The organism is Pseudoalteromonas sp. TB41, from assembly GCF_000497975.1.
Lineage (GTDB): Bacteria > Pseudomonadota > Gammaproteobacteria > Enterobacterales > Alteromonadaceae > Pseudoalteromonas > Pseudoalteromonas tetraodonis.
Genome location: NZ_AUTH01000072.1, coordinates 80838 through 106728 on the forward strand (window position 1 = coordinate 80838; position 25891 = coordinate 106728).

Genomic DNA, 25891 nt, shown 5'->3' on the forward strand with positions numbered 1-25891 from the left:
CTCCTTTGGTTGTGATGCAGTGACAGCACAAAGCAATTGTTAATGTTTTAATAAACTTTCAGTAATTTCTGAAAGTTTGCATCATTATTAGCGTTTGTACAATTTTTGTCAATATGTATATTAGAAAACTTTAATATACTATGACATTACATCAGTCTATAAAATACGCAATCATCAATTAAGAGTAAGTTAGAAAAAAGTGGTGTGTTTTAAGCGTTTAACCTAGCCTTAAAACACGGTAAACTAATCGGTATGAATGCCGGGTTTACTTGTGAAAAAATAGCAAATGAAAAAAGATAAAAAACAACTACGAATTGGTATTGTGGCAGGTGAACTGTCGGGCGATATTTTAGGTGAAGGGCTCATAAAAGCGCTTAAAATACACTTTCCTGATGCCACTTTTGAAGGTATTGCAGGCCCTAAAATGCAAGCTCAAGGCTGCAAAACGCTGTTTGATATGGATGAGTTGTCGGTTATGGGCTTGGTTGAAGTCCTAGGCCGTTTACCGCGCTTGCTAAAAATCCGCAAACAACTCGTGCAGCACTTTGTTAATAACCCTCCTGATGTATTTATTGGTATTGATGCGCCGGACTTTAATTTACGTGTAGAAAAACCGTTAAAAGATGCAGGCATCAAAACCGTGCAATACGTAAGCCCTTCAGTGTGGGCGTGGCGTGAAAAACGTATTCACACTATAAGTGCAGCAACTAACTTAGTATTGGCTTTATTGCCTTTTGAAAAAGAATTTTACGACAAACACCAAGTACCGTGTACTTTTGTAGGCCATACATTAGCTGACGACATTGCACTTAAGCACGACGATAGCCAAGCCCGCAGCCAACTAGGCTTAAGTGCTGATGATAAGGTGTTAGCGTTATTGCCCGGGAGCCGGGGCTCAGAAGTGGGCTTGTTAAGCGAAACTTACATAAAAACAGCGACGCAGTTACAAGCGCAGAACCCTGCATTAAAAGTCGTGGTGCCACTGGTGAACGAAAAGCGCAAAGCGCAGTTTATTGCTATTTTAAATGCCACAGCGCCCTCACTTAATGTTAACTTACTGGATGGGCAATCAAATTTAGCCATGCAAGCCGCCGATGCTATATTGCTTGCATCAGGTACAGCAACGCTTGAGGGCATGTTATATAAAAAGCCAATGGTGGTTGGTTATAAAATTAAACCCATGAGTTACTGGATTTTTAAAACCTTATTTACCTTTAATATTAAATATTTTTCGCTACCCAATTTATTGGCAGATGAAGAGTTAGTACCAGAGTTTTTACAAAGTGAGTGTAATGTCGCTAACTTAACAGCAGCACTTACCCCTATGCTCAATAGCGATAATAAAGAATTAAAAGCACGCTTTTTAGCCATACATGAAAAAATTAGATTAGATGCAAGTAAACAAGCTGCAAATGCAGTGGCGGAGTTAATAGATGCAAATTGAACGACCCAATGTAACCTTAATAGCCGGTGTGGATGAAGTTGGTCGTGGACCGCTGGTGGGTGATGTGGTTACAGCCGCTGTTATTTTAAATCCCGCTAAACCGATTGCTGGCCTTGCCGACTCTAAAAAATTAACCGATAAAAAGCGCCAATTATTAGCCATCGAAATAAAAGAAAAAGCACTGTGTTACGCCATTGGCCGTTGTAGCCCCAGTGAAATAGATGAGTTAAATATATTACAAGCCACTATGCTTGCTATGAGCCGCGCGGTGGAAGCGCTTAGCACAGTGCCTGAATTTGTGTTTGTAGATGGAAACCGCCTTCCTAAATTAGCCATGCCCGCACAAGCGGTGGTAAAAGGCGATAGCCTAGTTGCTGAAATATCAGCCGCGTCTATTTTAGCAAAAGTTGCCCGGGATGATGAAATGATTGAACTTGATGCACGCTACCCACAATATGGGTTTGCAGGGCATAAGGGGTATCCAACTAAGGCACATTTTGCAGCGCTTGAACAATACGGTGCGATAGATGAGTATCGCAAGAGCTTTAAACCTGTGCAGCGTGTGCTTGCGCTTTCGGGTAAGGAGTAATTATGGCGGCTCCTGAATTTGTTCATCTAAGAGTTCACTCAGACTTTTCAATGGTTGATGGTTTGGCAAAAACCAAACCAATCGTCGCTAAAGCACAAGAGCTTGAAATGCCAGCGTTGGCAATTACCGATCAAATGAACTTTTGTGGTCTGGTGCGTTTTTATGGCGCAGCGCATAATGCGGGTATTAAGCCGATTGTTGGTGCGGATTTTTGGGTACGTAGCCCAGAATTCCCCGACGAACCAAGCCGATTAACATTATTAGCCAAAGATAACATTGGCTATAAAAATATTACTTTATTGATCTCTAAAGCCTATCAACGTGGCCATGTTTTTCATCGCCCTGTCATTGACCGTGAGTGGTTAGTTGATTTAAAAGAGGGGCTTATCATACTCTCGGGCGCCAAAGATGGCGATTTAGGAAAAGCCTTAATAAAAGGTAACCCCGCTATTGTTGAGTCGGTGGTCAGTTTTTATAAACAGCATTTTAGCGATCATTATTATATAGAGCTTATTCGTACCAACCGTGCTCAAGAAGAAAATTATTTGCACATGGCGGTGGAGCTTGCAACAAATGAGCAATTGCCAGTAGTGGCCACCAATGAAGTGGTATTTTTAAAACCTGAAAACTTTGAAGCCCATGAAATTCGTGTGGCTATTTTTGATGGTTACACTCTAGATGATAAACGCCGACCAAAGCGTTTTTCACAAGAGCAATACCTAAAAACGCCAGAACAAATGGCAGAGCTATTTAGTGATATTCCAGAAGCGCTACAAAATACCGTAGAAATTGCAAAGCGCTGTAATGTAACCGTGCAATTAGGTGAGTATTTCCTACCAGATTACCCGACGGGCTCACTAAAAATTGATGAGTTTTTGGTTAAAGTGTCACAAGACGGCCTTGAAGAACGATTACAGTTTTTATTTCCTGACGAGCAAGAACGTCAAGAAAAACGTGGCGAATACGATGAACGTTTAAAAATAGAACTTGATGTAATTAACCAAATGGGATTCCCTGGTTACTTCTTGATCGTAATGGAGTTTATTCAGTGGAGTAAAGATAACAATATTCCAGTAGGCCCAGGGCGTGGTTCAGGTGCGGGTTCATTAGTGGCTTATGCCCTTAAAATTACCGACCTTGATCCGCTCGAATTTGACCTACTCTTCGAGCGATTCTTAAACCCTGAACGTGTTTCTATGCCCGACTTTGACGTCGACTTTTGCATGGATAGGCGTGATGAAGTAATTGATCATGTATCGGCCTTGTATGGCCGTGACGCGGTATCGCAAATTATTACCTTTGGTACTATGGCAGCAAAAGCGGTAATACGCGATGTAGGCCGGGTACTTGGTCATCCGTATGGGTTTGTCGATCGTATTTCTAAGCTTATTCCGGGCGACCCTGGGATGACACTGGCTAAAGCATTTGACGTAGAACCCCGTTTGCAAGAAGCCTACGACGGCGATGAAGAAGTTAAAGACTTAATCGACATGTGTCGTATTCTTGAGGGCTGTACGCGTAATGCCGGTAAACATGCCGGGGGGGTTGTAATATCGCCGACCACCATTACCGATTTTGCGGCGCTCTATTGCGATGACGAAGGCAAGTTTCCTGTTACCCAGTTTGATAAAAACGATGTAGAAACCGCCGGTTTAGTTAAGTTTGACTTTTTAGGCTTACGTACGCTCACCATATTACAGTGGGCGCTGGATATGACCAATGAGCGCTTAAAGCGTGAAGGCAAACAGCCGGTCGATATCAACACCATTCCATTGGATGATAAAAAAAGTATAGAGTTACTGCTGCGCGCTGAAACCACCGCGGTATTCCAGCTAGAATCACGCGGCATGAAAGACCTAGTCCGCCGATTAAAGCCCGATTGCTTTGAAGATATGATAGCCCTAGTGGCCTTGTTCCGCCCAGGTCCACTGCAATCAGGCATGGTAGATAACTTCATCGACCGAAAGCTCGGCAGAGAAGAAATCTCATACCCCGATGCGCAATACCAACACGAAAGTTTAAAGCCGATTCTTGAGCCGACATACGGCATTATTTTGTATCAAGAACAAGTTATGCAAATAGCGCAGGTGCTGGCCGGTTATACACTGGGTGGCGCTGATATGTTACGTCGTGCTATGGGTAAGAAAAAGCCTGAAGAAATGGCAAAACAGCGCTCAACCTTTGAAGAAGGCGCACGTAACAACGGTATTGACGGCGAACTGGCAATAAAAATATTTGACTTGGTTGAAAAGTTTGCGGGTTACGGTTTTAACAAATCTCACTCAGCAGCTTATGCATTAGTATCGTATCAAACGCTGTGGATGAAAACGCATTATCCGGCCGAGTTTATGGCGGCGGTAATGTCGGCTGATATGGATAACACCGACAAAATAGTAACGCTGGTGGATGAGTGTGAAAACATGAAACTCACTTTGTTACCGCCCGATGTAAACGCGGGTGAATACAAGTTTACTGTTAACCTTCAAGGTGAAATTGTTTACGGCATAGGGGCAATTAAAGGCGTAGGTGAAGCGCCGGTTGATGCCATATTAGAGGCGCGAGCAAAAGGCGGCCCATTTAAAGACCTATTTGATTTTTGTGCGCGTGTTGATTTAAAACGCTTAAATAAACGCGTTACCGAGAAATTAATTTATGCAGGCGCATTAGACCAACTAGGGCCTGAAAAAACTCAGCCAGGGCGAGCAACACTATTAGCCAGCTTAAAAGATGCGATGCGCGCAGCCGATCAGCACAACAAAGCTGAATTATTAGGGCAAAGTGATTTATTTGGTTTATTGGCTACAGAGCCTGATGAAGTAGAGCAAGCGTTTATAAAAGCAACACCGCTTACGGATAATCAGTGGCTTGATGGCGAAAAAGACACCCTAGGCCTTTATTTAACCGGACATCCTATAAACCAGTATCGACGAGAGCTTGGGCATTATACCAGTGGGCGACTCATCGACTTACAACCAACTAATCGTGATGTAGTCTCAACCGGAGCAGGTTTAGTGATTGCAGCGAGAACCTTAATTAATAAAAAAGGAAATCGTTGGGGGCTGATAACTTTAGATGACAAAAGCGCCCGAATTGATGTACGCTTGTTTCCAGAACAGTTTGAAATGTACCAAGATATGTTGCAAATCAACAATATTTTGGTGATATCCGGACAGGTCAGCTTTGATAACTTCTCTGGTGGTATTACAATGACCGCCAGAGAAATAAACACCATTGCTCAGGCGCGTGAAAAGCGTATAAAAGCGATTAAGATGACGCTGAATATGGTGCAGATCGAGGCTGGTTTCTTCGATAAATTACAAAAAGTACTCGAACCATACAAAATGGGAACGTGTCCGATCAAGGTATATTATCAACGCCCCGATGCGTTGGTGCAATTAACCCTAGGGATCGAATGGTGTGTTACGCCAAGTGACGACTTAATTCATAAGTTATCGCTGATGGCAGCGCAAAATGTAGAACTAGAATTTAACTAATTAGGTAGTTTAGAGCATGAGCCTCAATTATCTTGATTTTGAGCTTCCAATTGCAGAATTAGAAGCAAAAATTGAAGAATTACAAAATGTAAGCCGCGCTGGCGAATTAGACCTTGGATTAGAAGAGGAAGTCAGTAAACTTAAAGAAAAGAGCGCACAAATGAAGGAGAAAATTTTCTCTGAACTAGGCGCTTGGCAAGTATCACAGTTAGCACGTCATCCGTTGCGTCCTTATACTCGAGATTATATCGAGCGTATTTTTACGGAATTTGACGAATTTGCGGGTGATCGCACGTTTGCTAACGACCCTGCCATTTTAGGCGGCGTAGCCCGTTTAGATGGTGAGCCAGTAATGGTGATCGGTCAGCAAAAAGGCCGTGGTACTGCTGAAAAAATCAAACGTAATTTTGGCATGCCAAAACCTGAAGGTTACCGTAAAGCATTGCGCTTAATGGAAATGGCAGAGCGTTTTAAAATGCCAATCATGACCTTTATCGACACCCCAGGTGCATACCCTGGTGTTGGCGCTGAAGAGCGTGGTCAGTCTGAAGCAATTGCACGTAACCTAAAAGTAATGGCCGCACTTAAAGTACCAACAATTTGTACTGTTATTGGTGAAGGTGGTTCAGGTGGTGCATTAGCCATTGGTGTGGGCGACAGAGTAAACATGTTGCAATACAGCACTTACTCGGTTATTTCACCAGAGGGTTGTGCCTCTATTTTATGGAAAAGTGCTGACAAAGCACCATTGGCTGCAGAGGCAATGGGTGTAACAGCAGAGCGTGTTAAAGAGCTAGATTTAATTAATAATTTAGTTGAAGAGCCTCTAGGCGGCGCGCACCGTAATTATGATGCGATGGCACGTAACTTAAAAGTACGCCTTAAGCGAGATTTAGCAGACCTACAAGCGTTATCGCTTGAAGAGATGCTTGACCAACGTTACAAGCGTTTAATGTCGTTTGGTTATTGTTAAAAATAGCTAAATATAGAAAAAAGCCGCCTATGCGGCTTTTTTTGTTTTAAAATACCGTAACGTAGAGCCTTTATTGTTCGGGTTATTAGCAATTTACTCATTGGGTATATTAATGCACAAAACACCTATTTATCTGCAGGTAAAAAAATCCCTTAATCACTACTTAGAAAATGGGCAATTCACATTTACAGTAGCCTTATCTGGTGGGGTAGACTCGGTGGTGCTGTTGCAGGTAATGCATGCGTTAAAACAGCAGTGCCCGCAATTAGATTTAAGTGCAATTTATGTCAATCATGGCTTAAGTGATAACGCCCATCACTGGCGGCAATTTTGCCATGCACGCTGTGAGCAGCTTTCAATTGATTTTAAGGCGGCAAACGTCATTATTGAGCCGAAATCGCGCACCAGTATTGAAGCGCAGGCTCGCGAAGCGCGTTATCAAGCGCTTGATGAACACAGCCCAAGTGATAGTGTCATTTTGTTAGGCCAGCATTTAAACGACCAAGTAGAGACATTTCTACTTCGTTTAAAGCGCGGCTCAGGCTTAAAAGGGCTCGGCGCTATGCAGCAAACTCGCGTGCTTGAAAGTGGCCGTGAGTGCTACAGGCCATTACTTGGGGTAAAACGCAGCGACATAGAAGCGTTTGCTCAGCAATTTAATATTAGCCATATTACTGATGAGTCAAACTCCAATGAACGCTTTGATCGTAATTTTTTGCGTCAACAAATCGTGCCTAAGTTGGCTGAGCGTTTTACTGGGTTTGAGCAGTGTACAGCCCGTAGTATAGAATTATTACAACAGCAACAAGCACTGCTTGATGAATATACCCAGCAAGATCTCGCACAGTGTATTAACCAACATCAGGCGCTTAATATACAAAATATGGCTCATTACAGCGCTATTCGCATTGCGAATCTTCTGCGCGCATGGCTGGCTTTATTTACTCATACCATGCCTTCGCAAAAACAGTTAATGCAAATAATGAGTCAGGCTATTCATGCCAAAGCTGATGCGCAAATGGTTATTGAGCTAAGCGATGGACAAATACGCCGTCATCAAGGTTATCTGTATTTTGTGCAACCGACGCCTTTAGCCGTTAATATTGAACGCGTAACAAATCACGAATTAGTGCTGAATGACGGACAAATACTACAATGCCTGCAGGGAGTGGGTATACGCGCCCCTAAACTTGATGAACAAGTCAGTGTTCGTTTTAACTGTAATAGTGCGCGTATTAAACCACTCAAAAAACCAGGCAGTAATAGCCTTAAACATTGGTTTAAAGATGAAAAAGTAGCCCCTTGGCTGCGTGCTCATATTCCATTAATTTTTTACAATGATGAGCTAGTTCAAGTGGTTGGTTATTTTGTTAGTGATAACCATAAAGATGAGAATGGAGTTATTTGGGAGTATAAATCATGAGTCAACAACCTCATGTTGGGCTGTCGCTTATAAATAAGGCACCTACTGGCATATTAATTACGCTATTGATTGCGGTTTTAGCGAATGTATTTTTAACCCTTAATATAATTACATTAGGCTACGCTGTGTTGGGCGGTATGGTATGTGCCGCCATTTTACTTGCCTATTGGTTAGGTAAAGGGGGCGTATTTTTCATTTTAGGGGTGAGTATGCCCTTACTGTTAGTGCTTTTTACACCGCTTGCGACAATTGCCGCATTGCTTAATTTACTCAGTGGCTTCTTTTTTGGCTTTTGCGCCATGTTGCTCATTTATAAGCACGTGATATTAAAAAAGTAGCGTAAAAAAGCCCAGCGGGGGAGGCTAGGCTTTTTAAAAATAATGTTTTTATTACTTAATAGGCTTTTGCGCAGTTTCGCCCAGATGCTTTTGCTTTATATAAGCCTTTATCTGCGCGAGAAAATATCTCGTTCTGGCAATCGTCGCTATTAGTCAGCGTAAAACCAATACTGGCTGTGACGTTGTATTTAGACATAATCGGTGAGTTTCTGACTAAACGCATAATACGTTCAGCCACCACTTTATTGGTGGTAAAAGCCGGGTCTTCGATTAATATTGAAAACTCATCGCCACCAAAGCGAAATACCGAATCAGTCCCCCTAATACTACTAGATAAAACCGCAGCAAACTCGATTAAAACGTCATCGCCAATTTTGTGACCATAGTTGTCATTTACTTGCTTAAAATTATCTAAATCAAGCAGCATTAAACTAAACGAATGACCGTTACGTCGATGATTTTCAAGCTTTTGTAGCAACATGTCATTAAATTGACTACGGTTGTTTAATCCGGTTAATGAATCTTTTGTGGCTAACCTTAATACACGGTTATACATAAGCGCATTACGCAATGGATAAATTAGTACACTATGAAAGTGTTGTAGCTTTTTCTCAATAGCCGCACTAAGCGGATACTTTGTATAATAAGTTAATGTGCCTAAGTACTCATTTTCAACTTTTAAATCAAACGAGTACGCTGGATTTTCAACATCACTATTGGGTGTTTTTACATCAATACTTGTTGCTTTAAAATGCACACCAGAAAAATTAAGCAGTTGTCTTGCAAAATTTGCAAACGTTCCTAAAATATCTTCTAAAACTAAGCTCGTTTGCAGTTTAGCTGCTAGCTCATGCAGTGCTGTCGGTGTATTGCTATTATATTGCTCTGCTGAGAACGGCAAAAATTCGCCGCGACCAGAGATACGTTGTGTCAAAATATGAACGTTTTCCACTATTTCTTCCCCCTATAGTATTACTTTTTATAACTAAGCAGGTTATATGCCATATTTACATTCTGGCTGAAACTTATACGGTTGCTATAGTTAAGTTACATTCCATTGATTGCTTATAAGGATTGCATTGCAAAATATTAATGCTCAGGTTTTTGGACTTTTAGTTGCTGCGGTTCTATTTGTATGGCTATTTAAGCGAATAGGGCTTCCCCCTGTATTAGCTTATTTAGCGGTAGGTTTACTAGCTGGTGGCCATGGCGTTGGTTGGATGGCACAAAGCCATGAAATGGACTTTATTGCTGAGCTGGGTATTGTGTTTTTGTTATTTAGTTTAGGGCTGGAGTTTTCTGTATCGCGCTTAATGGCAATGCGAAATATCGTATTTGGCTTAGGCTCATTGCAAGTCATAGTCAGCAGTATCTTGCTTATTTTAATCCTTTATTTATTAAATTTTAGTTTATTAACTAGTTTTACCATCGGCATTATTATTATGCTCTCCTCTACGGCGGTGGTTGCTAAATTATTAAAAGAGAGTGGTGATTTAAATAAACGCCGAGGGCAATTGGCAATCGGTGTTTTACTATTTCAAGACATTGCGGTTGTGCCGTTACTCATTATTTTGCCATTATTTGCCAGCAGTGATCCCAATAGTATTGGTTGGGCATTACTGTTTGCGCTGACTAAAGGCGCGTTTGTGTGTGTATTGCTATGGGCTATTGGCAAGTGGGTTTTGCCCAAGGTGTTTAAAGAAGTGGCACTAGCACGAAGCGATGAGCTGTTTGTATTAACCACGTTATTGGTGTCTTTGTTTGCAGGGTTACTCACATACTCTTTTGGTTTATCGATGGCATTAGGGGCTTTTTTAGCAGGCATGATGCTAGGGGAGAGCCACTATCGTCATCAATTAGAGGCCGATATTCGCCCGTTTCGCGATATTCTCATGGGGTTATTTTTTGTAACCGTGGGGATGCAGTTAGACATTGGTTTTGTTGTTGATCATGCGGGTATTATTATTGTTGCCTTGATGGGCATCTTAATCTTAAAAATTGCCGTAGTGATGTTATCTTCTTTATTTATGGGAGAGCGAAAACAAGATGCGTTAGCGTGCGCTATAATGTTGTGGCAAATGGGTGAGTTTGGCTTTGTGTTAATTGCACTCGCTGCACAGCATAACTTGCTGAGCGTTGAGCAAGTATCATTTTTAATTGCCATGGGCGTAATTTCTATGGCGCTTACGCCCTATTTAATTGATAAAACCCCTTTTATTTTGAAACGACTAGGCATGTTAGAGCGCGCAAAGTTTGCCTTTGAAGACGAGCTTCAAAGTAGCACTCTTTATCATAACCATGTGGTGATATGCGGTTTTTCTCGAGTAGGACAAACTATTGCCCGCTTTTTATCCCCAGAGGCAATTGATTATGTGGCAATAGAGAGCGACCCCATTTTAGTACAAGAAGGAAAAGCGGCGGGCGAGCCTTTAATATTTGGTCATGTTGAGCAAAAAGATATTTTAAAGTGTGCGGGGGTAGAGCGAGCGCGACTAGTCATTATTACTTTTACCGAATTTCAACAAACTCAAATAGTCATTAATGCCATTAAACAGGTTGCACCTAAGGTTAAAATACTCATAAGAACCCGTGATGATAGTCAGTTAGAGCGCTTAAAAGCGCTAGGGGTTACTGAGGTTGTGCCTGAGGCGCTTGAAGCAAGCTTAATGTTGGTGTCGCATGTTTTGTCAATGTCTGGTGTGCCAATGAGCCGTATTATTCGCCGTGTTAGTAGTGAGCGACGAAACCGTTATAAATTATTGCAAAGCTTTTTTGCCGGCGAAAATATTGACAGCGATACCAACTTGCCAGAGCGTTTAGAGTATTTACATGTAATAGCCTTACCAGATAAAGCATTTGCGGTTAATAAAGCAATTAGCGAACTCAATTTAGCAAAAAGAAAAGTGCTAATTAAGGCGCTTCGCCGCGAGGGCGAAGAAATAGACACACCACAAGAACACACAATATTGTATGCTAATGATATTCTAGTGCTGCAAGGTAAACCACGGCGTGTAGAACGTGTTGAGCATTATTTACTTGATGGTATAGAGTAGCCCATCAAGCAAAAAAACTTACTCTAGCTCTAAGAACTTTCTGATTTCAGGGAGTTGTTTCATACCATCGTCGTATCCGATTTGAATTAAATGCTGGGTGTAGCGTTTTTCAAATAACAAATAGCTGGTCAAACTCGACTGAGAGCGCTTTTTTACCCCGATCATACGTAATAAAACTTTTATCGCCCAAGGCATATCATCGTAATACTGCGCGGCAATGGCATTGAAGTTTTGCGATGGATTAATAATAAAGCTATCTATTTGTTTCAATTCTTGATGCTTATGCTTATTGGGCAGTAAACCGAGTGTGCGGTTTATTCTGTCCAAGCGCTCTAAATCAGATTGCATAGTGTCGGTAAATACACTGTCGAGTAAATGCCCTGCCACGTCCGAAAGCCCTGGGAAATGTGCAGAGTACCCTGGAGGATGTGGCTCTTTGGGTTGATCAACCCCAATAATAAATATTTTATTTGCCCCTAAGTGAATAGAGGGGCTTAAAGGTGAAAGCTGATGTATTGAGCCATCGCCAAAGTAATGGTTATAAATATTCACACTTGGAAACACCATAGGAATGGCACTTGAGGCCATTAGGTGTTCAACATTGATACGAGTAGCGCGTCCTTCGCGCTTGGCTCGTTGCCAAGAATGCTGCGTATTTGACTGAAAAAAAGCAACAGAATCGCCAGTAGTATAACTGGATGCAGTGATAGACAGCGCCTCTAAATAGTCACGGTGTAAATTACGCTCAATACGATGTAAATCCAGTATATCGTTTAACAGTTTTCTAAGTGGTCGGTTATTTAACAAGCTTGCTGGTGGATGGTTTATATGCTCTGACTGGAAACTGGTTAAAATATTACGGGTAATATGACCAAACACACTTAAAAAGTCGCTTTTATATACCATCGAAGTTGAAAAGTTTTTCCAAACTGTTTCTAGTTTTCTTACCGCTAAATGCATACATGAGGCGTAACATGCTAAGGCCGCAGAATTAATTGCACCGGCAGAGGTGCCATTTATCACTCTAAAGGGGAGCGGGGCGGTTCTGGGCATACTTTGCGCCAACGCTTTCAAAACACCCACTTGATAAGCCGCTCGGGCACCACCACCTGTTAGTAATAAGGCAATTTTAGGTTTACTAGGATCGACTTGCTTAATTTTCATGTTAGGTATTTAAACTGTTCGCTGTCTTTACTTTATTTATTTACTGTAAGTCTTTAAGCTAGAAGAATCAAAGGATATGTTAGAGTCTATTTATCTTTCGAGGTTGAATTTTTAGTAGTGTGTTTGTTTTTTAGGCAAGGCTGAGCCTATGTATTGTGGTTACTTCCCAAAAATAGGCGATAACGTAGCTTAAAAATTAAACATCCTCTACCCAAGGGGGCTGAACAAATTTTAATCCGGAAAGGTCAACAGACCCTACTTATTAATGAATATTAGTGTAAGTTAGGAATTAAATCTGTTTAGAGTACTCTAAACGGTATCGCATTTTTATATTTATGGAGTTCGTATGTCAGATAAACCATCAAAATCAGATGTTCAAAAACGTCCACCGAATAACAACCTTATCTTCGCAGGGGTTATTTTATTAATCATTATTATTGCCGCCGCGTTTGTATTATTAAAACCAAGCGAAGCCCCAGAAACAGTTATGCAGGTTGAAGAACCCATAAAAGAGCAACCCGTTATGGAGCTAAAACCTGAAAACGACCCAGTGGTCGGTGCACCATCGGTTAAGCCAGAAAAACCTGAAGAGTTAGCAGTGCCAACACAGCGCCCAGACGTTGAGCCAGAGTCTGAGGTTGTGCCTTTACCAACATTAAATGACAGTGATCCTGTCGTGGTTGCAAAATTAGATGAATACTTAGGCGATGCGGCAATGAGCCTAGTGTTAAACGATGATGTTATTCGTCGTGGTGTGGTGTTTATCGATAACTTAGCAAAAGGTAAGGTAGCTAAGAAACATACCCCAGTTGTAAAGTTAGAAGAAGGTTTTAGCGTAAACGAAGGCGATATTTTAACCATTGATCCTAATAGCTATGAACGCTACACCCCATATGTAAAAGTACTAACAAGTATGAGTGCCGCACAAGCTGTTCGTTTATATGAAGAATATAAACCGCTAATCAACAGTGCATACACTGAAATTGGCTATGGCGATGATGAGTTTACACAAACACTTGAAGATGCCATTGACTTGCTACTTGATACTCCAGAGCCAAAAGGCAGCTTACCTTTATTGCGTGACTCGGTTACTTATCAGTATGCGTTTTCTGAATGGGAACAATTACCCGCAGCGCAAAAGCAACTTTTACGCATGGGCCCAGAGAATATGAAAAAAGTAAAAGCGGCACTACGTAACATAAAAGCAGAGTTAGAGAGCAATTAATAATCGCTTTAACACCTAAATAGACTGCGATTGTATATGAAGTATGCAATCGCACTTTCTTTTTTGATTATCCCTTGAATAACAGAGCAAAAGTAGAGATAATCTCAATCGCGCCAACCAAGGCCCTCAATGGTAGTCTTATTGGTCCTCTCGCAACACTAGCAGGCGAACCTGGTCAGGCCCGGAAGGGAGCAGCCACAGTTTGTGACGTGTGTGCCGAGATGTGGCTGGTAAGACTGCCACCCAAATTCCTCATTTGGTGTTGTTTGAAGTATAAGTTGACATATTTGTACTAAAAGATGGCATAAATTGGAAGTATAAGGTGGCATAGTCTAGTATTTAACCAAATGGTTAGATGGTTGATTCACATGCACAGAAGAAAACTCAAACACTCCCGTGTTAAAAACCTCCATAAATTTGCTAGTCATAAAAATAAATCTACCTGTTTAGTTGAATCCTCCTTAGAGTTCGATGCTTGTTTCCATTTTGAATTCTCACCATCAATAGCCGCATTTGAAGCACAACCACTCGGTTACGAATATGAGTTTGATAACCGTACTTGCCGTTACACACCTGACTTTTTACTTACCCACACAGACGGCATGCAAAAATTTATAGAAGTAAAACCGCAAAGCAAAATTGCTGACGAAGACTTTCGTGCACGTTTTATTGAAAAGCAAACCATAGCTAAGCAAGATGGACGCGACTTAATACTGGTTACTGATAAACAAATCCGTGTATACCCAACACTCAATAACTTAAAGCTTTTACATCGCTATTCTGGTTTTCAGTCTTTAACAGAGCTGCAAGCATCGGTGCTAGAACTTGTTAAGCAATACGGCTCTATTAAAGTGGGCCAGTTAGTTAACTTTTTAAAAGTAACTGCCGGTGAGCTACTTGCTACGGTGCTACGCTTATTATCACTAGGGCAGTTATTTGCCGACTTAACTACAAATGAAATATCAATAGAAACAGCAATTTGGTCTAACAATGTTTAATGACGGTTTGTTTGAAGATGAATTTAACCAGCCATTACCAAAAGTAGAAACCAAACTACCTCAAAATTACGCCAAAGATTTACAAGCCCTTCCTGAAAAAATTAAAGCCACAACATTTGCTAAGTTTAAATATATTCAATGGCTTGAGGCTAATATTCAAGGCGGTTGGACGCAAAAAAACCTTGAGCCTATATTGAAAGTAATGCCCGAAGTTGAGGGAGAGAAAAAGCCCAGCTGGAGAACAGCTGCACGATGGTATAGCGCTTATACAAATGCAGATAAAAATATCATGGCGCTAATACCAAGCCACCAAAAAAAGGGTAACAGGGAGCGCGATACAGCCACCGATAAGTTTTTTGAAAAGGCACTTGAGCGTTACTTAGTAAAAGAAAAGCCATCGGTGGCTTCGGCTTATAAGTATTATGCAGACTTAGTTGTTATTGAAAACGACAGTGTTGTAGGCAGTGTTTTAAAGCCTTTAACATACAAAGCATTTAAAAATAGAGTCGATAATTTACCGCAATACGACGTGATGGTTGCTCGTTATGGTAAGCGCCTTGCTGATATTGCTTTTAATAAAGTAGAAGGGCATACACGGCCTACCCGAGTACTCGAAAAAGTTGAAATTGACCATACACCGCTTGATCTTATTTTATTAGATGATGAGCTACATATCCCGCTTGGTCGGCCGACACTCACCATGTTAGTTGATGTGTATAGCCATTGTATTGTTGGCTACTACTTTAGCTTCAGCGAACCCTGCTATGATGCAGTAAGGCGAGCGATGATGAATGCCATGAAACCTAAAAGTGAAGTGGCAAAGCTATACCCTGATACGGTAAATGAGTGGAAGTGTGCAGGTAAAATTGAAACGCTCGTTACTGATAATGGAAGAGAATTTTGGGGTAACAATCTTGAGCTTGCTGTTTGTGAAATTGGAGTTAACATTCAATATAACCCAACGAAGAAGCCTTGGCTTAAACCTTTTGTAGAACGTATGTTTGGCACTATTAACACTGAGTTATTAGATCCAGTTCCCGGTAAAACCTTTTCTAACATTTTACAAAAGCATGAATACAATCCCAAAAAAGATGCAATCATGCGCTTTACGACCTTTATGCAGCTATTTCATAAATGGGTAGTAGACGTTTACCATCAAGATGCCGACAGCCGCTTTAAGTACATACCAAGCCAATTATGGGATCAAGGCTTTAATACGTTACCACCAACAATGCTGAGTGATGCTGACCTTCAACAACTAGATGTTGTACTCAGTATTTCAAACCATCGGGTGCTTCGTAAAGGTGGAATAAGGCTAGAAAACTTAAGCTACGACAGTACTGAACTAGCAAATTATAGAAAGCAATTTAGCCACAAAGTATCTCAAGAAGTTTTAATGAAATTAAACCCCGATGATATTTCTTATATATACGTTTACCTCGATAAGCTAGAGCATTACATAAAAGTGCCATGCATAGACCCAAACGGTTACACCCAAAATTTAAGTTTGAATCAGCATAAAATAAATATGCGCATTCATCGCGACTTTATTTCGGGCTCTATCGATAATGTAGGCTTAGCAAAAGCGCGTATGTTTATTCATAATAAAATTCAAAACGAGTTTGAAGCGTTAAAAAATGCGCCAAAAAACTCAAAGGTAAAAGGGGGTAAAGCGTTAGCTAAGCATCAAAATGTTAGTAGCGACTCGCAGAAATCAATAGCTCAGAGTGAGCCAGTAGAACACAAAAAGGTTACACCTAAAGAGCAAGTAACTGATAGCTGGGATGACTTTATCTCAGATCTAGATGGATTCTAATTATGCTGACCGAAAAACAAAAAGAAAAGCTTAATGAATTTCGCGATGTATTTATTGAATACCCAATAATAACCACGGTATTTAACGACTTCGACAGATTAAGACTTGGTAAAGGGTTAACAGGTGAAAAGCCTTGCATGCTGTTAAATGGCGATACAGGCACAGGTAAAACAGCACTAATAAAACAGTATAAAGAACGTCACTTACCGCAATTCATTAATGGAGTGATGAATCACCCTGTATTAGTAAGCCGCATACCTAGTAACCCGACACTAGAATCGACTTTAGCCGAGCTTCTTAAAGACTTAGGGCAAGTAGGGAGTACAGAGCGTAAGCTGCGAATAAACGGTACTCGATTAACGACATCATTAATAAAATGCCTAAAAACATGTGGTACAGAGCTTATAATTATTGATGAGTTTCAAGAGCTAATTGAGCACAACCAAGGTAAAAAGCGCCGCGAGATTGCCAACCGATTAAAATACATTAACGATGAATCGGGTGTATCAATTGTCTTGGTAGGTATGCCGTGGGCAGAAAAAATAGCAGACGAGCCCCAGTGGTCATCGCGTTTATTAGTAAGGCGGCAGCTGCCTTATTTTAAATTATCAGAAAACCCAAAGCATTTTGTGCAGTTAATAATTGGCCTAGCCAACCGTATGCCATTTACCGAAAAGCCAAACTTAAGTGAGCAAGCAACAGTATTTGCTTTGTTCTCATTGTCAAAAGGCTGTTTTAGAACCCTTAAATACTTTTTAGATGATGCCGTACTTTATGCATTAATGGATGACGCGAAAACCCTCACAACCAAGCACTTAGTTAAAGCATTTGAGGTACTGTTTCCTGATGTATCAAACCTATTTACCTTGCCCGTTGCAGAAATTACAGCAAGTGAAGTCGAGCGCTATTCACTTTATAAACCTGAAAGCGCCCAAGATGAAGACCCGTTTATAGCGACTAAGTTTACTGACCGAATGCCTATTAGTCAGTTGTTGAGGAAGTGAAGGCAATTATGAAATCACGGTATATGTAAATAGTTTTTTAATTATCGAATTATTCGTATAAAGAATATCAGGAATAAATTGTTCTACACATATGCCTTGTAGCGGTACACGCCAATGCATGAACTGATGGTAATGAGCATTGAAGATGTGCGTAATATAACAAGTGTCATGATGGGCTTTATTTATAATCGGAAGTAAAACAAGGGGCTATTAAGTTCCTTATTTTATAAGACTATTAAACAAATTTTTCATTTCAGCGTCAGAATAGTTTTTGAGCATGTGATCTGAGTTTTGGACATCCGATGGCTTCTTAGTTGTACTTTCCGCTTCTTCCATTTCAGAGGCCATTGAGTCTAAAAGCGTGATGACGTCATCTGTACTGTATTTTGTTATATCAGTTATTTTTTTGAAGCTTTCAAGGTATAGATCTACATCGTACAGATCTTCCAGATATGCATTGCCGTTTTTTACGTTTAGTATTTCATCAGAAATTAAACCATTAATGGTTACTTGGACTTTACTGGTGAAAGACTCGGGCATGAATTCATATAAATACTCGATAGTAGATACGAGATCTTCTATGTCCATGTTGAAACTCAATAAATGGCATATTTTTTTCTCAATCAAGGTAAGTAACGCTATTTTCTGTTGGCTACTGATATCCTCTATTTCCAATATCTCAGCATGTATTTCTGGAAGGTTTCTAGAGTCACGGGAAACATCTAGAGCCAGATTGTCTGCAAGTAATAATGATGTGATCGCCTCGATGGTCTTTATGTCTGAGGTGTCAAAAAATATATTAAGAAGTAGGCTAATTCTATCTGAAAGATAGAGATCATAGTTTTTATAGGTAGTGTACTCATTTTCTTGTTCTACTAAGGAAACAGGTGAAGAAAGAAACAGTGGGAACAAGCTTTCATACTTAAACGTACTAGCTTTTAGGTTTAGTCGATTCTGCTTAAAGAGAAAGCGAATGTGGTGCCATACCTTCTGCACAAATCTCACGCGAGTGGCGCTGCTTAAAACGAGAAATATAAGTTCATCGTTTTTTAGGTGGGCTTTTAAAAAATCTTGAACTGACGGATTTACAAAACTTATTTTAGTATTTGAGATTGAAATAAACCCTGACTCCAAAACCTTAATTGCTTCTTCAAAATCATTTGGTTTTTGTTGATTGGAATAGTGCTCAGATAACAATCTGTGCAGCGGTATATAATAACCTTTTAAATCTTCGACTTCAGTTCCGAAATACTCATCACAAAAAAACAACGTAATCAGCAAGTGACGACAATTAACAGGTAGCTGGTTGAAAGCCTTTTCCCAAATTAAGCTCGGATTTTCAAGGGCTGACAAAATTGATTGTGGATAGTTTTGAGGTGAAGGTAGTGCAATGTTCTCACTAGACATATGAGAAATAACCCGAGGGTTATAGTTTTCGTGATCGACAATTAGGCGTAGCCAATCATTTTCTAATAGCTTAGAAATATGCTCTGAACTAATCTCAGAAATAGATAAATGATTGAATAATATATGTGATTTTATCTTTCTTGTATAGAGCCCTACATTGAGGACAAACTTTGATAGTTCAAACCTCTGGCTGTCTATGTTGTCAGATAAGGTTCTTGCTTCCTCGTAAATATGTGACCTTGTAGTCAGAACAAACTTTGAGTTATTAGACCTTTGGATTTTCCTAACAAAAGTCGCTAAAGCTGATTCGTGGGTCACTAAGGCTTTTCTATTGAGCTCAATTTTGCCTAAAAAGTCATCAAAGAAGAAAATTGTCGGCTTTGTTTCGTTAATTCTCGCATATCCTTGTTCTAGCGAATTTATTGCTTGAAAGGACCAGCCATCTTTTAGATATTGGTAACATACCATTTTTGCTAAGGTAGTTTTCCCAACACCTGGAGGACCTGAAATAACGAGGGTATTTTTGTCGTTTAAAATAGTGGATGCATCAGGGTAGCTTGGGTTCATCACATAGGTTTTTGACTCTTCGATAATTTCTTCTTTAGTGATAGCGGTAAAATTCTCTAAACCCGAATGAAGGATCTTGTCCAATATTGCAGAATCAGTGAGCCATAGTTTTATATGTGATTTAAGGATATCTGGATGCTTTCTAAGGGAACTCTGAATATCTTCAGTACCCCAGATTTCAACATTCTCAATGTATGGAGAAAATAAGTCCTGAAGCCTATCGCTTAGGGCGGGAGTCAATGAGTATGAGGTTAAGAAAATATATTTATTAGCTCCCAATTTTTGGATTTTTGGTAACTCTTTTCTTGCGGCTCTTATTAGTTCAGAAGAGTTTGAGCGTATGTAATGCTTACATTGTAAAATAGTTAAATTATCGCCTTTTGAATGCCGGCCATCAATACCACCATCAGCTCCTGGTCCAAAAGAAGAAAACCTTTCTTGGGTCTCTTTTTGGATGATGTCGATGCATAATTCCTCAAAGTCAATATGTGATAAATTAGCAAGGTTTGTCATCTGGTAATACTTCCTTAGTCTTTGAAAAAACGGCGGCAAACTAACTTTATGACATCTACCTTATGATTTTACAAATAAAATTAGTTTAAATAATCGAATAAACTACTATGCAATGTAACTTGTATTTTCAAATATGTATGGTTTCTTTCTGGTTGTGCTCAATCTAAAATTATTATTGGTAGCTATTAGTTCTAAATTTAAAAAAGGAGAACTTGTAACTTAACTAAGTATTCCTTAGTACCAAATAGGGCGTTATACTAAGAGAATCTTAGCATAATATAATTTATCGCTAAGGTTCACATGGAAACTCCAACACCTTCACGCCTAAAATCTGCAAGAAAAGCAGCTGGCCTTACTCAGCAACAGCTAGGTATGGCATTAGGAATGGAGCCAAACACGGCTAGTGCTCGCATGAACCAATACGAAAAAGGCAAACATGCCCCTGATTTTTTAACCATGAAACGCATTGCTAAAGAGCTAGATGTGCCAGTTGCTTATTTTTATTGTGAAGAAGATGTTTTATCTGAATTAATCTGCACGCTTGGAAAGTTGAGTAGCACTGATCAAAAAGAATTGTTAATGAAACTTAAGGAAAAGTAAATGTCAAAAGATTGTAAGTCTAATACCGAAGAGCCAAGTGACGAAAAACCGAGTAAATCAGATCTATGGGATATAATTAAGCGCTATGATTCGTACATTGCCACAATTAATTTTAAAAGCGGTCTAATTACAACGTTTAATTTCGGTGTTTTTGCTGGCTTGTTGGTTAAAGCCCCTGAGTTACTTCCTAATTCAGGGTTCTATTTGTGGGCTATCTCTATTAGTCTTATCGTAATTGCCTTGTTTAGTATGCTTAGTATTCTTTATGTAATGGATAGCATAAAACCTAAGCTAGATAGCTCAAAGAAACCTAGTCCTAGTTCTGTTATTTTTTTTAGTTCAGTGGCTGAGTTTGATCGAGAGGATTACATTAATAAATTTAAAAACACGGATGCGGATGCCTTTCTAGAGGATATTTCAGGGCAAGTTCACGAGGTCGCTGGTATTACTAAGAGTAAATTTAATAGCTTAGACAGAGCCACGACAACCACTAAAGCAAATCTATTTCTATTATTAATTCTCTTCATATTAATAGTTTCAGACACATTAGGGATCACATTATGTCAAAGCTAAAAGGAGCTTACGGGTCAATAGATGAAATTTTGAAGCGGAGTTTTGACAGGGAGAGAAGCTCTTCCAAGCAGGAAGAAAGTGTTTATAAGGCTAAAAGCTTTTCACAAGATTCATTGAATTATGAAAGCTACCAAACAAGCCTAGAAACGGCTTCTTCGATTCTAACTACTAACACGGGTTTACCACAGGAACAAAATTTTGGAATTCAAGAGAATATCCGAAAGGCTTTTGGCAAAAAAGGAATAAGAGACTCAAAGATAGGTGGGCATCCTGATTTTGATTATTTAGCTGACACGAAGACCCTAAAAAATGGTTTTAATGTTACGTTATTTATCGATATTAAAGGTTCGACTAAACTAGGCGTTACTTACTCTGCGGAAACAGTTTTTTTAATTAAAAATGCAATTATTAGAGCCGCTATTGAGACAATCCAAGCATTTGATGGTCATGTTCACAGAATTATGGGGGATGCCGTACTTGCTTTTTTTAGAAGTGATAAGAAGGCAAGAAATGCTGCTATTGACGCTATTAATTGTGGTACTTATATAGTTCAAGTTATGAACGAAGTTGTAAGGCCATATTTTGAAAATCAAGGTATTGAAGATGATGTTGGTATTCGAATAGGTATTGATTATGGCGAAAAAGAAAATGTCATATGGGGTATGTATGGTTATTCCGGTGCTTCTGAAGTTACAGCTACATCTTTCTTTGTTGATATTGCAGCAAAGTTGCAGCAAAGAGCCCCTAAAAATAGAGTTTTATTGGGACAATCAATTAAAGAGTTATTAGATTTACCTGAGGATATTTTGGAAATAATGTATGTTCAATCTAAAAACGAAAAAGTAAAAAAAGAATTTGTTGAACCAAATTATCGAAATGCTGATGGCAACCAAATTAATTACAAGCAATATGTACTTAACCATAAAAAATATATAGCTTTGTTACCGAGCCCCGCAACCGACACTTCATTAGAAAATATAAAAATAACTGCATGCTTAAAAGATAATGAGAACGCCCCAACAAAGTTTACTTACTATCCATGTGGAGAAGTAGTCAAGAAATCTTTAGGTATAGATTTTAAAGTTAACTTTAAGTTGCCTCAACAAGAAATAAACACAGAGATTTTGGTAAAATTTAGAGTAAAAAATACAGGCAAAGAAGCTGAGAAATCTGCTGAAAACTCAGGCAACCATGAGACTATTGTTTTTGCTCAGACTACAGATGGTTGTAATTTTAAAGCTAGTCAATGGGAAGAAACTTCTTATCTAGGTCTACATTTTATGTATATTTCTGTTTTGGACAAAAATAATAAAGTTTTATTAAACGAGGAATGTTTTGGAGTATATGTTGGAGATCCTCTTTTAGAAATTGATTAAATATTAATTTTTTGACTATCTAATTTATTTAGCCTAAACCTAAACTAAGATTTTCTTAGTTTAAGTTGGCGATGCATTTTTTAGTTCAAACAAAACCTTATCCTGAAGAGGCACTTGAAAGCTATTTACTCAGGCTTGCAAGTGATAACTCATACAATGGCTATAGTGAGCTTGCTGATATATTATGGCAATGGCTTGCAGAGCAAGATCATGAGCTTGAAGGTGCGTTGCCGTTAGAGCTGTGTAAAGTTGATGTTTATCATGCTAGGCAAGCGAGCAGCTTTAGAATAAGAGCGCTTAAGTTGGTAGCTCAATTAGCTGATGTAAACGCTGGTGATATTCTTGCGCTTGCATGGCGGCGCAGTAACTTTAAATTTGGCAACCTAGCAGCAGTAAGCCGTAATGAGCTGACTATTCCTCTTGAACTACTTCGCACTGATAACATACCTGTTTGCATTGAATGCTTGTTTGAATCTTCATATATTCCTTTTCATTGGCATTTAAAGCCCTATAAAGCGTGCCATAAGCATAAAACACAATTAACCACACATTGTGGTGAATACCATAACTTAATTGATTACAGAGCTTCTGAGACGTTTCTAGAATGTGATTGCGGTTGTAAACTATCCAGTAATGAACAGTTAAACGATGCAGACTTTAAAATTGCATTTGCGCTTGCAAGTAATAACAGCCCAAAAATAATGGGGCTGTTATCGTGGTTTGCGAAGGTTGCGTATTCCGGTGATGGTGAACACCGATTCCGGTTTTATCGTGAACACTTAAATTCCACGCATTGGGTTCATGACATTTTTAACCTAAGTGTTCACGATGGTCAATTTTAGATTGAATTTTTCTCATAGACTCCCCCTTTAATTTTATCCGATGAGCATTGTGCATTAGTCGATCTAAAATGGCATCGGCTAAGGTATTATCGCCGATGGATTGATGCCATTCTTCGGTGGGTAATTGACTGATGATGGCGGTTGATGAACTGCCGTGCCTATCATCCATGATCTCCATTAAGTCATTTCGTTGTGCCGCTTTAAGTGGCTCAAGCCCCCAATCATCTAAAACGAGTAAGTCGATCTTAGCGAGTGACTGTAACATTCGACTGTAAGTGCCATCTGCTTTGGCTTGTGTCAGCGCAAGCATCAACCTTGAGAGTCGGTAATATTTAACGCTGTAGCCTTTCATGCATCCTGTATGCGCAAGCGCACAAGTGATATAGGTTTTACCGCTACCGCAAGGGCCTGTGATCAGTAAGTTTTGTGATTTATTCAGCCAATCACATTGCAGTAGCGATGCCATCATCGATTGATTGAGACCTCGCGGGTGATGATAATCTATGTCTCTGGCGTTAGCGGCTAATTTAAGTTTTGCCGCTTTAAGTAAGCGTTGTTGTTTTCGGCTCTCTCGGTCTTGGGCTTCACTGTCTGCTAGCAGTTGTAGTCGCTCATCGAAGGACAACCCTTCATAAGTACTTGGTTGTTCCATTTGGCTCACTAAGGCGTTGGCCATACCACTGAGTTTGAGTTGACGAAGCTGAGTTATCGTTTGTTCTAACATAGAATTTCCTTACCTTAATGGAAGCTTTTAGGACCACGGATATTTTCATGGGATTGTGGCAATAACGTCGACGGCTCTTCTTGCGTTCGCGGCAATTTATCTTGGTTGCTACTGAGTATGTCTTTGATATGTTTTAACCGATATAAACTGTATTGATTGGCTATCGCACAGGCGTTATTGAGCCGATCGGCGGGATAGCTTCTTGATAGGTTGAGTAAGCCTAAGCACACACGATACGCTTGTTCTTCATGTTGTTTCTGTGCCAATTGTGCTTTCACCCAGAGCAAAACGTCATCTCCAATATCTTTCGCCCAATTCATTAAACGCCCTGGTGACCATTTATGATGCTTCTCATGCTTTACAGGCATGTGCTCGGATGTGGTGGTCATGCCCGGATGATATTTTCTCGGGTGACTGGTGATGCGTTTATGCTTGAAATAAGCCTCAATCAAGTTGTCTTTGGCATGAAGTTCAAGCTTTTCACCCACCAAGTGATGGGGTACCGAGTAAAGATGGTTATCATACTGAACGTGATAATCAATATTCACTTTGACGTGTTTAATATCCGTGAATTGATAAGCTAGTTTGGGCATGGGCGCGAGGGCGGGTTTGTCGATTGACTCGAACCATGATTGTCGTGTCCCACTCAGTTGCTTAAAGGGCTTATTATTGACCTCAAGCAGTAAGGCTTTGATGCAATGGTTTAGCTCAGCTAATGAGAAAAAGGTTTGGTGTCGTAACTTGGCGAGTATCCAGCGTTCAATGATTTGCACGCCCACTTCGGCCTTGGCTTTATCTTGTGGTTTTCTGGGACGAGCAGGCACAATCACGGTGCCATAATGCGCGGCCAATTGCTGATAACTCGGGTTAACATCAGGGTCGTAGCGACACGCTTTACTGACACCACTGCGTAAATTATCGGGGATAACCATGTCAGGTATACCGCCGATAAATTCAAATGCTCGCACGTGACTGCCGATCCAGTCGGGTAGACTTTGGCTCCAGGTTGCTTCACAAAATGTATAATTTGATGCGCCCATCACCGCCACGAATATCTGGGCGAACTTCACTTCACCCGTCGCATTACAAACAATGGGCATCGTTTGACCCGCATAATCGACAAAGAGTTTTTCTCCTGCTTTATGCACTTGTCGCATCGAACGTTTTTGCTTTTTAAGCCAGGTCATATAGCGATCGCAGAACTGAGAATAGCTGTAACAACGATTCGGATATTGCTGAGTATATTCTTCCCAGAGTAAGTTCTTGGTGACGCCTTTGCCCGTTAATTCTTTTCGAATGGCTGGCCAATCTGGCACTTCAAATCGCTGGGATGGCCGAGTGTCGGCGCGAGGATAGAACTGACTAGCAAGCACAGAATCATCAAGCTCGTCGGGCAGTGGCCAACTTAACGATAAAGCTCTGGCTTTAGTGAGTAGTTTTTGAATACCACCGACACTGATCTTAGTGCTGGCACTTATTTTTCTGACACTGAGTTGGGCAGCAAAATGTAGCCTCAACACTTCTCGAATTTTACGCATTGTGATCCTCTTAGTCGCCATATCCCTTCCTCAGTAATACAAAAAGGAAATAGCTTAACAAAGTAATTAATAATCAATGCGTTGAAATTGTACTGGTTTGGTGTGAACACCGATTCCGGAAAATCAGTCAAAAGTGTTCACGATAAAACCGGAATGAGCGTTCACGCTAAAACCAGAACGGGTGTTCACGATGGGCCGGAATCACTGTTCACGATGCTCCGGAATATGCA

20 protein-coding genes and 1 other RNA gene are annotated in these 25891 nt (G+C 40.1%); 16 read left to right on the forward strand and 5 right to left on the reverse strand.

The genetic code is table 11. From position 1 onward, the window contains the following. The first annotated feature begins 286 nt into the window (after window positions 1-286). The 6 genes from lpxB to L641_RS0110020 all read left to right on the forward strand — a co-directional run bounded on the left by lpxB (window position 287) and on the right by L641_RS0110020 (window position 8261). Window positions 287-1444 (forward strand): lipid-A-disaccharide synthase, encoded by a 1158-nt coding sequence (lpxB, locus tag L641_RS0109995; protein ID WP_013465415.1) that lies wholly within the window; start codon window positions 287-289, stop codon window positions 1442-1444. Next, a complete protein-coding gene (gene rnhB, locus L641_RS0110000) occupies window positions 1434-2033 on the forward strand; it encodes a ribonuclease HII (RefSeq protein WP_024601809.1) in 600 nt (199 codons plus the stop codon). The genes lpxB and rnhB overlap by 11 nt, the downstream gene beginning before the upstream one ends. A gap of 2 nt (window positions 2034-2035) precedes the next feature. After that, window positions 2036-5527, forward strand: a complete 3492-nt coding sequence (gene dnaE, locus L641_RS0110005) for a DNA polymerase III subunit alpha (protein WP_013465414.1) — start codon at window positions 2036-2038, stop codon at window positions 5525-5527. Window positions 5528-5543: 16 nt separating this feature from the next. Next, the gene (accA, locus tag L641_RS0110010; protein WP_008467493.1) at window positions 5544-6500 is read left to right on the forward strand and encodes an acetyl-CoA carboxylase carboxyl transferase subunit alpha; all 957 of its coding nucleotides are present in this window, start codon (window positions 5544-5546) and stop codon (window positions 6498-6500) included. Between the two features lie 112 nt (window positions 6501-6612). Further along, on the forward strand, window positions 6613-7923 hold the full coding sequence (tilS, locus tag L641_RS0110015) for a tRNA lysidine(34) synthetase TilS (RefSeq protein WP_024601810.1): 1311 nt from the start codon (window positions 6613-6615) through the stop codon (window positions 7921-7923). Further along, window positions 7920-8261 (forward strand): hypothetical protein, encoded by a 342-nt coding sequence (locus L641_RS0110020; RefSeq protein ID WP_008467489.1) that lies wholly within the window; start codon window positions 7920-7922, stop codon window positions 8259-8261. Before tilS ends, L641_RS0110020 begins: the two co-directional genes overlap by 4 nt. Window positions 8262-8316: 55 nt before the next feature. On the opposite strand, the gene L641_RS0110025 is transcribed toward L641_RS0110020, so the two are convergent. Next, entirely contained in the window at window positions 8317-9213 is an 897-nt protein-coding gene (locus tag L641_RS0110025) for a GGDEF domain-containing protein (protein ID WP_024601811.1), read from the reverse strand. A 127-nt stretch (window positions 9214-9340) separates the two neighbouring features. Between L641_RS0110025 and L641_RS0110030 the strand changes: the two genes are divergently transcribed. Next, window positions 9341-11314 carry a monovalent cation:proton antiporter-2 (CPA2) family protein gene (locus L641_RS0110030; RefSeq protein WP_024601812.1) on the forward strand — a complete coding sequence of 658 codons (1974 nt, stop codon included), beginning with the start codon at window positions 9341-9343 and terminating at the stop codon, window positions 11312-11314. Window positions 11315-11332: 18 nt separating this feature from the next. Here L641_RS0110030 and L641_RS0110035 read toward each other — a convergent pair whose 3' ends face one another. Further along, window positions 11333-12478 (reverse strand): patatin-like phospholipase family protein, encoded by a 1146-nt coding sequence (locus L641_RS0110035; protein ID WP_024601813.1) that lies wholly within the window; start codon window positions 12476-12478, stop codon window positions 11333-11335. Between the two features lie 346 nt (window positions 12479-12824). On the opposite strand from L641_RS0110035, the gene L641_RS0110040 reads away from it, so the two are divergent. From L641_RS0110040 to L641_RS0110055, 5 genes are all read left to right on the forward strand, one after another. Then, complete coding sequence (locus tag L641_RS0110040) at window positions 12825-13703, forward strand: DUF3014 domain-containing protein (protein ID WP_024601814.1); 879 nt, start codon at window positions 12825-12827, stop codon at window positions 13701-13703. A gap of 139 nt (window positions 13704-13842) precedes the next feature. Further along, window positions 13843-13939: signal recognition particle sRNA small type (ffs, locus tag L641_RS22915), an RNA gene on the forward strand. Between the two features lie 132 nt (window positions 13940-14071). After that, window positions 14072-14701: a TnsA endonuclease N-terminal domain-containing protein gene (locus tag L641_RS0110045; RefSeq protein WP_024601815.1), complete on the forward strand. Its 630-nt coding sequence runs from the start codon at window positions 14072-14074 to the stop codon at window positions 14699-14701. Next, window positions 14694-16517, forward strand: coding sequence for a Mu transposase C-terminal domain-containing protein (locus L641_RS0110050; RefSeq protein ID WP_024601816.1), 1824 nt, complete (start codon window positions 14694-14696; stop codon window positions 16515-16517). Before L641_RS0110045 ends, L641_RS0110050 begins: the two co-directional genes overlap by 8 nt. Window positions 16518-16519: 2 nt before the next feature. Beyond that, window positions 16520-17521, forward strand: coding sequence for a TniB family NTP-binding protein (locus L641_RS0110055; protein WP_013465407.1), 1002 nt, complete (start codon window positions 16520-16522; stop codon window positions 17519-17521). 219 nt (window positions 17522-17740) lie between these two features. Here L641_RS0110055 and L641_RS0110060 read toward each other — a convergent pair whose 3' ends face one another. Next, the gene (locus L641_RS0110060) at window positions 17741-20008 is read right to left on the reverse strand and encodes an ATP-binding protein (protein WP_013465406.1); all 2268 of its coding nucleotides are present in this window, start codon (window positions 20006-20008) and stop codon (window positions 17741-17743) included. A gap of 300 nt (window positions 20009-20308) precedes the next feature. On the opposite strand from L641_RS0110060, the gene L641_RS0110065 reads away from it, so the two are divergent. The 4 genes from L641_RS0110065 to L641_RS0110080 all read left to right on the forward strand — a co-directional run bounded on the left by L641_RS0110065 (window position 20309) and on the right by L641_RS0110080 (window position 23399). Continuing rightward, window positions 20309-20608, forward strand: coding sequence for a helix-turn-helix transcriptional regulator (locus L641_RS0110065; protein ID WP_013465405.1), 300 nt, complete (start codon window positions 20309-20311; stop codon window positions 20606-20608). Continuing rightward, entirely contained in the window at window positions 20609-21181 is a 573-nt protein-coding gene (locus L641_RS0110070; RefSeq protein ID WP_013465404.1) for a Pycsar system effector family protein, read from the forward strand. It abuts the gene before it with no gap. Continuing rightward, window positions 21169-22557, forward strand: coding sequence for an adenylate/guanylate cyclase domain-containing protein (locus L641_RS0110075; protein ID WP_013465403.1), 1389 nt, complete (start codon window positions 21169-21171; stop codon window positions 22555-22557). The genes L641_RS0110070 and L641_RS0110075 overlap by 13 nt, the downstream gene beginning before the upstream one ends. A 71-nt stretch (window positions 22558-22628) precedes the next feature. Further along, a complete protein-coding gene (locus L641_RS0110080) occupies window positions 22629-23399 on the forward strand; it encodes a TniQ family protein (protein ID WP_024601817.1) in 771 nt (256 codons plus the stop codon). On the opposite strand, the gene istB is transcribed toward L641_RS0110080, so the two are convergent. Beyond that, window positions 23368-24123: an IS21-like element helper ATPase IstB gene (gene istB, locus L641_RS0110085; protein WP_008108839.1), complete on the reverse strand. Its 756-nt coding sequence runs from the start codon at window positions 24121-24123 to the stop codon at window positions 23368-23370. The genes L641_RS0110080 and istB overlap by 32 nt on opposite strands. Window positions 24124-24137: 14 nt before the next feature. Further along, window positions 24138-25682, reverse strand: a complete 1545-nt coding sequence (gene istA / locus L641_RS0110090) for an IS21 family transposase (RefSeq protein ID WP_024600838.1) — start codon at window positions 25680-25682, stop codon at window positions 24138-24140. Window positions 25683-25891 lie beyond the last annotated feature (209 nt).

Coding starts and splice junctions, on each gene's coding strand:
- L641_RS0110050 (WP_024601816.1), top strand. CDS start 14,694: ATGTTTAATGACGGTTTGTTTGAAGATGAATTTAACCAGCCATTACCA.
- dnaE (WP_013465414.1), top strand. CDS start 2,036: ATGGCGGCTCCTGAATTTGTTCATCTAAGAGTTCACTCAGACTTTTCA.
- L641_RS0110075 (WP_013465403.1), top strand. CDS start 21,169: ATGTCAAAGCTAAAAGGAGCTTACGGGTCAATAGATGAAATTTTGAAG.
- tilS (WP_024601810.1), top strand. CDS start 6,613: ATGCACAAAACACCTATTTATCTGCAGGTAAAAAAATCCCTTAATCAC.
- L641_RS0110055 (WP_013465407.1), top strand. CDS start 16,520: ATGCTGACCGAAAAACAAAAAGAAAAGCTTAATGAATTTCGCGATGTA.
- L641_RS0110080 (WP_024601817.1), top strand. CDS start 22,629: ATGCATTTTTTAGTTCAAACAAAACCTTATCCTGAAGAGGCACTTGAA.
- istA (WP_024600838.1), bottom strand. CDS start 25,682: ATGGCGACTAAGAGGATCACAATGCGTAAAATTCGAGAAGTGTTGAGG.
- L641_RS0110040 (WP_024601814.1), top strand. CDS start 12,825: ATGTCAGATAAACCATCAAAATCAGATGTTCAAAAACGTCCACCGAAT.
- L641_RS0110065 (WP_013465405.1), top strand. CDS start 20,309: ATGGAAACTCCAACACCTTCACGCCTAAAATCTGCAAGAAAAGCAGCT.
- accA (WP_008467493.1), top strand. CDS start 5,544: ATGAGCCTCAATTATCTTGATTTTGAGCTTCCAATTGCAGAATTAGAA.
- lpxB (WP_013465415.1), top strand. CDS start 287: ATGAAAAAAGATAAAAAACAACTACGAATTGGTATTGTGGCAGGTGAA.
- L641_RS0110020 (WP_008467489.1), top strand. CDS start 7,920: ATGAGTCAACAACCTCATGTTGGGCTGTCGCTTATAAATAAGGCACCT.
- L641_RS0110060 (WP_013465406.1), bottom strand. CDS start 20,008: ATGACAAACCTTGCTAATTTATCACATATTGACTTTGAGGAATTATGC.
- L641_RS0110045 (WP_024601815.1), top strand. CDS start 14,072: ATGCACAGAAGAAAACTCAAACACTCCCGTGTTAAAAACCTCCATAAA.
- rnhB (WP_024601809.1), top strand. CDS start 1,434: ATGCAAATTGAACGACCCAATGTAACCTTAATAGCCGGTGTGGATGAA.
- L641_RS0110070 (WP_013465404.1), top strand. CDS start 20,609: ATGTCAAAAGATTGTAAGTCTAATACCGAAGAGCCAAGTGACGAAAAA.
- L641_RS0110035 (WP_024601813.1), bottom strand. CDS start 12,478: ATGAAAATTAAGCAAGTCGATCCTAGTAAACCTAAAATTGCCTTATTA.
- istB (WP_008108839.1), bottom strand. CDS start 24,123: ATGTTAGAACAAACGATAACTCAGCTTCGTCAACTCAAACTCAGTGGT.